The sequence below is a fragment of the Nocardia wallacei genome, assembly GCF_029869545.1.
In the GTDB taxonomy this organism is placed as follows: domain Bacteria; phylum Actinomycetota; class Actinomycetes; order Mycobacteriales; family Mycobacteriaceae; genus Nocardia; species Nocardia wallacei_A.
Map to the genome: position 1 here is coordinate 1 of NZ_JARWQD010000329.1, position 7,743 is coordinate 7,743.

General features: G+C 71.7%; 7 protein-coding genes. 6 read left to right on the forward strand and 1 reads right to left on the reverse strand.

Going from position 1 to position 7,743, the window contains the following annotated elements:
* The 3 genes from QH290_RS30125 to QH290_RS30135 form a co-directional block, all read left to right on the forward strand.
* A partial coding sequence (locus tag QH290_RS30125; protein ID WP_280386567.1) for a YncE family protein occupies window positions 1-738 on the forward strand: 738 nt, incomplete at its 5' end.
* Window positions 735-1,001, forward strand: a complete 267-nt coding sequence (locus tag QH290_RS30130; protein WP_280263126.1) for a DUF5703 family protein — start codon at window positions 735-737, stop codon at window positions 999-1,001. The genes QH290_RS30125 and QH290_RS30130, both read left to right, overlap by 4 nt.
* Window positions 1,002-1,006: 5 nt before the next feature.
* On the forward strand, window positions 1,007-2,086 hold the full coding sequence (locus QH290_RS30135; protein ID WP_280263136.1) for a quinone-dependent dihydroorotate dehydrogenase: 1,080 nt from the start codon (window positions 1,007-1,009) through the stop codon (window positions 2,084-2,086).
* Between the two features lie 69 nt (window positions 2,087-2,155).
* Here the strand turns inward: QH290_RS30135 and QH290_RS30140 are convergent, their stop codons facing one another.
* Window positions 2,156-2,554 (reverse strand): hypothetical protein, encoded by a 399-nt coding sequence (locus QH290_RS30140; RefSeq protein WP_280263124.1) that lies wholly within the window; start codon window positions 2,552-2,554, stop codon window positions 2,156-2,158.
* A gap of 559 nt (window positions 2,555-3,113) precedes the next feature.
* Here QH290_RS30140 and QH290_RS30145 point away from each other — a divergent pair.
* The 3 genes from QH290_RS30145 (at window position 3,114) to QH290_RS30155 (ending at window position 7,550) form a co-directional block, all read left to right on the forward strand.
* Window positions 3,114-4,643, forward strand: coding sequence for a PfkB family carbohydrate kinase (locus QH290_RS30145; protein ID WP_280386569.1), 1,530 nt, complete (start codon window positions 3,114-3,116; stop codon window positions 4,641-4,643).
* A 172-nt stretch (window positions 4,644-4,815) separates the two neighbouring features.
* The gene (locus QH290_RS30150; RefSeq protein ID WP_280263120.1) at window positions 4,816-5,544 is read left to right on the forward strand and encodes a GTP cyclohydrolase II; all 729 of its coding nucleotides are present in this window, start codon (window positions 4,816-4,818) and stop codon (window positions 5,542-5,544) included.
* 161 nt (window positions 5,545-5,705) lie between these two features.
* Window positions 5,706-7,550, forward strand: a complete 1,845-nt coding sequence (locus QH290_RS30155; protein ID WP_280386571.1) for an AMP-dependent synthetase/ligase — start codon at window positions 5,706-5,708, stop codon at window positions 7,548-7,550.
* Window positions 7,551-7,743 lie beyond the last annotated feature (193 nt).

The window sequence follows — 7,743 nt, forward strand, 5'->3', positions numbered from 1 at the left end:
CCCCCCCCCCCCCCCCCCCCCGCGGGGGCGCCCGCCCCCGGCGCCCCCGGCCCGGCCCTCCCCGCGGCCGGGCGCGGGCTCGTGCACATCGACACGCTCACCGGCGCCATCCGCGATACCCCGCTCGACGGTGAGGCGCGCGCGGTCGCACGGCGAGGCGACGGCAGCCTCGCGGTCGGCCTGGCCGACGGCCGCGCGCAGATCCTGGCCGCCGACGGCCACGTGCTGCAGACGATCTCGGACCTGTCCGGTGCCGACGCCGTCGCCGCCGCCGGAGACGCCGTCGCCGTGCTCGACCGCGCCCAGACCAGCCTCACCCAGCTCGACCTGGGCCGCGGCAGGCCCGGGCTGGCGCTGCGGGCGGGCACCGGCGCCACCACCCTGATCTCCGACCACTTCGGCCGGCTGCTGGTCACCGACACCGCCGGTGGTGCGCTGCTGGTGTACACGGCCGATCCGCTCGTGCTGCGACAGCGCTTCCCGGTAGGCTCGTCGCCCTACGCGCTCGCCTACGATCAGCGGTCCGAGACCGTGTGGGTGACGCTGACCGCGAGCAACGAAGTGGCCGGCTTCGACCTGTCGACGGGTATACCGGAGGAAGTGGGACGCTTCGCGACGGTGCGCCAGCCGAATTCGGTGACCATCGACGAACGCACCGGCGACCTGTTCGTGGGGTCCGCGACCGGAGACGGCGTGCAGCGGATCGGCGCGGACGAGAGGAAGAGAGGGCAGCGATGACTCGGGCCTCGACGCACCGTCCGCAGCGCAGGCGGTCGATCCCGGCGGAATGGGAGGAGACCAGCGAGGAGGGGGAATACGAATACGTGCCGTTACGACTACCGCCCGAGGTGAACCGGGTGACCGCGTCGATGCGGCTGGCCATCCAGGCCGAATTCGGCGGCTGGGAGCTGTCGCGGGTCCGCGCCTACACCGACGGCAGCCGGCGCGTGCTGCTGCGGCGGCGCAAGACCACCTTCCCCGTCGCGGAAACCGGGATGTGACCGGCATGTACTCCGTGCTGCTGCGGCTGATGTTCCTGCTGCCCCCCGAACGCATCCACCACCTGGTGTTCGCCGCGATGCGGCTGGCGACCCGCTTCGCGCCGCTGCGGCGGCTGGTGGCCGGGCTGACCGTCGTCGACGACCCCATCCTGCGCACCACCGCCTTCGGCGTGGACTTCCCCGCCCCGCTGGGCCTGGCCGCCGGATTCGACAAGGACGCCGGTGGCGTGAATGCCTGGGGCCCACTGGGTTTCGGCTACGCCGAGATCGGCACCGTCACCGCGCAGGCCCAACCGGGCAATCCGGCGCCGCGGCTGTTCCGGCTGCCCGCCGACCACGCCCTGATCAACCGGATGGGATTCAACAACCAGGGCGCGGCCGCCGCGGCCGAGCGGCTGCGCACCCGCCGCCCGGGCGGGGTCCCCATCGGCGCCAATATCGGCAAGACCAAGATCACCCCCGCCGAGCACGCCGCCGACGACTACGCCACCAGCGCCACCCTGCTCGGGCCGCTGGCCGACTTCGTCGTGGTCAACGTCAGCTCCCCCAACACCCCCGGCCTGCGCGACCTGCAGGCCGTCGAATCGCTGCGCCCGCTGCTGCGCGCGGTACTGGACTGCGTGCGCGTGCCGGTCCTGGTGAAGATCGCCCCCGATCTGTCCGACGAGGACGTCGACGCCGCCGCCGACCTGGCCGTGGAGCTCGGCCTGGCCGGAATCGTCGCCACCAACACCACCATCCGCCGCGACGGGCTCGCCACCCCCGCCGCCGAGGTCGACGCCATGGGCGCGGGCGGGCTGTCCGGGCCGCCGGTGGCCGACCGATCGCTTGAGGTGCTGCGCCGCCTCTACGCCCGCGTCGGCGACAAACTGGTCCTGATCTCCGTCGGCGGCATCGAGAACGCCGACCATGCCTACGAGCGCATCCTCGCCGGCGCCACCCTGCTGCAGGGCTACACCGGATTCATCTACGGCGGCCCGTTCTGGACCAAGCACATCCATCGCGGCCTGGCGCAACGGCTGCGCGCGGACGGTTATGCGAGCATCACCGACGCCGTCGGCGCCTCCTACAAGGCCCGCGCCTGACCTCGGCGCACCGGCTGGTACCTGCACTCGCTGCAACCATGCATCCACTCGTCATTTCCGAGGCCGGGCTCAGCCGAATACGCGCGGCGGCTCCTCGGTGAATCCCGGGCGCTGCCGGAAGGTGGGGCCCGACAGCACCGGCTCCGCCTCGCGGCGGGTGCGGCCGCCGGAGTGGCGGCGCATCCGCTCGATCATCCGGCGCGACAACAGGAGCACCGCCTGCTCGTAGCGCACGCCCAGCGCCCGGGCGTGATCGGCGACCCGCCGGTGCGCCGACTCGTCGTGCACCGCGTCGGGATCGCTGAGCAGCTCGTCGAGTTCCATACCGGCCAGCGCCTGCGTCTGGGTCAGCCGGTGCTCGGGCAGCCAGCTCAGCCGCCACACCGCCGCCCCGAAACCGTCGATCCGGAAAGCGTGCTCGGGGGTCCGATCGCTGATCATCGCCCAGTCGGTCGTTTCGATCGTCACGGCTGTCTCCTCTCGCGTCGCCGCCCTGCCCCAGGATCACCGTGCCGGCCGGGCGGTTACCCAATACATCGGCTCGTGTAGCCGAAGAGTTGCGGATCGCGGTGAATTCGTCCGCGGCATCCGGTTCGGGAACGGTCGGGAGGCGGTCGCGCCGGGTCGGCGCGATCCCTGCTCCCGGGTCGAGGCGCGCATCCGGCGGCCCTGCCGAATCCGCGCGGCCGGCACTGTGCCCGGCCCTTGTCGGCGCTGTGCACCGGACGGCCACCGCCGCCGGTCTAGTCCCGGACCCCGACCGCGTCGATGTCGCGTTCGGCGGATCGAGGTATGCGGCGCCGCCGGAACCGCCGCTCGAGGAGAATCGCTCCCACCATCAGGACCTCCTGGACATCTCGGCGACCTAACGCCGACTCCAGAGCGTCACTTGCCGTTCCATTCGGGCAAATGCCGCGATAGGTTATTGGTAGCCGAAATTACCGGCGGATAAACCGGCAATCCCCGGCCGATTCGCTTATCGTCTGCAGACGATCACTGCGCACCCGAGACGGAGGTGGCCGCGCCGATGGCGGGACAGGACGCGACGGTGACCGCGGTGCGCGCGGTACTCACCCGGTTGTGCAAGCGCGCGGGCCTGAGCCCGCAACGGTTGCGCAGCACCGAAATCGACGTCACCCCGCTGCTCGAGCTCTACGTCATCCGCCGCCAGGCCCAGCTCGCGGGCACCGGCCCCGCCGCGGCCGTGCCGGCGGTGGTGCGCGACCTCGCCCGGCAGCTGCCCCCCGAGCACCGGCTCATCGTCGACGTCGGCCTGTCGCTCGGATTGCTGCGCGACGACGCGCCCGCCGGGATCGAACCGCGGCGGCTGTACGCACCCGACCTCGGCAAGCGCCGCGAATACCTCTCCGCGCACTGGCCGCAGCTGTTGCGCGCCGCGGGTGCCGAGACCACCGACGCGCCCCCCACCACCCGGCAGCTGCGCAGCAAGCTCGAATTCGAGGCATTCACCGCCCTGGCGCGCCGCCTGACCACCGCCTCCGGCTACGCGTCGGTGCTGACGCTGCCGCCGCTCACCGGCGCCGTCCCCGATCGGCACACCGGCACGATTACGGTGATCGGCGACGCGGTACTCGACAATATCTGCAGCGTCGACCACTTCCCGGAACCCGACGATCCCGCCACCGGCACCTTCGGGGACCGCCCCGGCGGGAAGGGGCTCAATCGCGCCGTCGCCGCGGCTCGGCTCGGCCTGCGGGTGCGCCTGATCGCCGCGGTCGGCGACGACGATCGCGGCCGCCGCATCCTCGATCACCTGCGCGCCGAAGGCGTCGAGACCGACCTGGTGCGCGTCGTGCCCGGCGCCGCCACCCCGGTCGCGGTCGTCCTGGTCACCAGCAGCGGCGAACGCCGCGACATCGCCTGCCCGAACGAGCGCGTGCGCCTGACCCCCGACGATCTGCGCACCCCCGACGCCCGGCACGCGCTCGCCGGATCCGACGCCGTGCTGCTCACCTTCGAACCGCCGTCTGCGGTGGTCGAGGACGCCCTCGACCTGGTCGCGCGGGAACCGCGGCCGCGGCTGCTGGTGCAGCCGGTGCCCTCGACCGCCGGACCGCAGCGGTTCTACCGCCGCTTCGACGCCATCGACTACCTGATCGGCACGCGCGGCGAACTCGACGCCCTGGCACCGCTGGCGCAGCCCGACGCGGTGTCCGCCGACGGGGATCCGGGCCTGGCCCGCCGCCGCGCGGATATCGAACTCGCCCGGCGCCTGCGCATTCTCGGCGCCCGCACCGTCTGCCTGGTGGAGAAGTTCGCCGCCAGTGTGCACTCCGACGACCTGGAGCTCGAGATCGGCCGGTTCCCCGCCGCGCTGCAGGATTCTCCCGGCGCCCCGGCCGCCTTCGTCGCCGCCCTCGCGCACCGCATCGTCACCCGCGATCACCGCGCCGACGCCGACGACTTCGTCTGGGCCACAGCGGCAATGGCCGCGACCCAGTCCACCGGGGCGGTGAGCGGAGCCATGCCGACCGTCGCCGACGTCGACCGCATGGTCGACCTCGCCGGGCCCGCGGCCGACACGGAGGCGCTGTGATAGCGGCCGATTTGCCCGAAGCCGCGCACGGCACCCGGACCACCTGCGAGACCGCCTGCGTCATCCCGCTAGTGTCTCGTGCCATCGTGCTCGACCCAGATCACCGCCGGGGCGACGTGCTCCATGCCACCGGCTGCCCGAGGTACCACCCACAAATCCTTCGGAGGAGCATTTGACAGCCCTGGACGAGACCGGACACGACGTGCCCGACGCCGACCACCACATCGCCGCCGCCGCTGACGCCGACCCGGCCGACGATACCGCGCACCGCATCTGCCGCAAGGGCCAGCAGATGTGGGTGCGGGTGCGGGAACTGCACGACGTGCACGACGGCGGCACGATGCTGATGTTCGGCGAGATCGCCGACGACTGTCCGGTGCGGATCCACTCCCGCTGCCTCTACGGCGACGTGCTGCACAGCGAGGACTGCGACTGCGGGCCCGAACTGGACAAGGCGATGGACATCATCCAGGCCGAGGGCGCGGGCGTACTGATCTATCTCGAACAGGAGGGCCGCGGCCACGGGCTGATCGCCAAGGCCCGCGGGCTGCGCTTCAGCGAACTCCACGGAGTCGACACCTTCACCAGCTACCGGAGCCTGCACTACTCCCCCGACTGCCGCTCCTACGAGCGGGCCGCGCAGGCCCTGCGGCGGCTGGGGTTGCAGCGCGTGCGGCTGTTGACCAACAACCCGGAGAAGGTCGCCGCCGTCGCCGCCACGGGCATCGGCGTCGAGCGGATCCCGCTGATCACCGCGCCGCGCAGCGACCGGGCCCGGCGCTACATGGAATCCAAGCGGGACTACCGCGGACACTGGCTGCCCGACTTCGCGGCGCCCGCCGACGCCCTCGAAGCCACCCCGGCCGCCGACACCCTGTGCGCCTCCGCCGACCGCACGTAAGATGCGTCACATTTTGCCGGACGCGCGGATAGGATGGGTGAGCCGCGTCACTCGGTGACGCGACGCCAGCCGCATCATCCGATCTCTGCCACGGCGAGTTCGTGCAGTCATCTGGCGGAGCGTCCCGAGGCTCGGTTCGCATACCGATCGGGAACAAGGAAATGACGACAGATATCGGCTACACGCATCAGTCCGGCGCCACGGTCCGCACCGTGCCCGAGGCATTCCAGCAGACGATCACATTGCGCCCACACCAGGTGGCGCTGCGCACGGTCGGCGGCACCCAGCAGATCACCTGGGCCGACTACGACCGCCGCGTGCGCGCCCTGGCCGCGGGGCTGGCGAAACTGGGGGTCCGCCACGGCGACACGGTCGGCATCATGCTGACCAACCGGCCCGAGTTCAATCTGGTCGACACCGCCGCCCTGCACCTGGGGGCGGCACCGTTCTCGGTGTACAACACCAGCTCACCCGAACAGCTCGCGCACGTGTTCGGCAACGCCGGGAACAAGCTCGTGATCACCGAGCGCGGCTTCCTCGACGTGGTCCAGCGCTCCGGCACGGCATTCGAGCAGGTCGTGGTCGTGGACGCGGCGAGCGGCAGCTCCCCCGAAGGCACGGTGTCGCTGGCCGACGTGGAATCCGATCCGGCCGAGGACTTCGACTTCGACGCCGCCTGGCGGGCGGTGCAGCCCGGCGACCTGGCCACGCTGATCTACACCTCCGGCACCACCGGCCCGCCCAAGGGCGTGGAGATCACCCACACCAACGTCGTGGCCCAGATCGCGGGGCTGACCAACAACGGCCCGCTGGTCGTCGGCATCGACGACCGCTCGGTGTCCTACCTGCCCGCCGCGCACGTCGCCGACCGCATCTCCGGGCACTGCGCCAACCTGTTCACCGGCGTCGCCATGACCTGCGTGCCGGACCCGCGGGAGATCGCCGCCGCCCTGCCCGACGCGCGGCCCACCGCCTTCTTCGGCGTGCCGCGGGTGTGGCAGAAGATCAAGGCCGGTATCGACGCCAAGCTCGCCACCGAGGCCAGTCCCGTGAAGAAGGCACTCGCCAACTGGGCCATCGGCGTCGGCGTCAGCGCCGCCCGGGCGCGGCTGGCCGGGGGCGGGGTCGGCCCGGTGCTCGGCGCGCAGCACAAACTCGCCGACGCGCTGGTGCTGTCGAAGCTGCGCACCGCGCTCGGACTCGACGAACTGAAGGTCGCGGCCTCCGGCGCCGCCGCGATCCCGCCCGAAACCCTCGAATACATGCTGGGCCTGGGATTCACCGTGACCGAGGTGTGGGGCATGTCGGAAACCTCCGGCGTCGGCACCTTCACCGAACTCGCGTCACCGCGCCCCGGCTCGGTCGGGCGCGCCCTCGACGGGGTCGAACTGCGCCTGGACAGCGACGGCGAACTGCTGGTGCGCGGCGCGGTCGTGACGCCCGGCTACCGCGGCATGCCCGACAAGACCGCCGAGGCCCTCGACGGCGACGGCTGGCTGCACACCGGCGACGTCGCCACCATCGACGGCGACGGCTACGTGACGATCGTGGACCGCAAGAAGGAACTGATCATCAACGAGGCCGGGAAGAACATCTCGCCCACCAATATCGAGAACGCGGTCAAGGCGGCCTCGTCGCTGGTCGGTCAGGTGGTGGCGATCGGCGACGCCCGCCCCTACATCACGGCGCTGATCGTGCTCGACCCCGACACCGCCGCGGTGCGCGCCAAGGCCCTGGGCACCCCCGACGCCGATATCGCCGCCCTGGCCACCCGCCCCGAGATCGTCGACGAGGTGCGCGCGGCCGTCGTATCCGGCAACACCCGCCTCTCCCGGGTGGAGCAGATCAAACGGTTCCGGATCCTGCCCGGGGTGTGGGAGCCCGGCGGCGAGGAGATCACCCCCACCCTCAAACTCAAGCGCAACCCGATCGCCACCAAGTACGGCGCGGACATCGCCGAACTGTACGGCGACCCAGTACCCGAGGGCGTCATCGACCTGCGCTAAAGCGCGGGCACACGATGCGGGCGTGCACTGGATGCGGCATTGCATTCGGTGCACGCCCGCCCTTGTTTCCCGGCAATGATTTTGGCCGGGTGGAAGCGTGACGGCGGGGGTTACGGCCAAAAGCAATCCGGGAAATCAGCAATCCGAATGTGTTTCGCGCCCGGCGTATGCGATGATCCGCCGTGATCCGCCG

Bases quoted from the DNA above. Each gene is read 5' to 3' on its own strand.
- QH290_RS30130 (WP_280263126.1), top strand. From the start codon at position 735: ATGACTCGGGCCTCGACGCACCGTCCGCAGCGCAGGCGGTCGATCCCG.
- QH290_RS30135 (WP_280263136.1), top strand. From the start codon at position 1,007: ATGTACTCCGTGCTGCTGCGGCTGATGTTCCTGCTGCCCCCCGAACGC.
- QH290_RS30145 (WP_280386569.1), top strand. From the start codon at position 3,114: ATGGCGGGACAGGACGCGACGGTGACCGCGGTGCGCGCGGTACTCACC.
- QH290_RS30155 (WP_280386571.1), top strand. From the start codon at position 5,706: ATGACGACAGATATCGGCTACACGCATCAGTCCGGCGCCACGGTCCGC.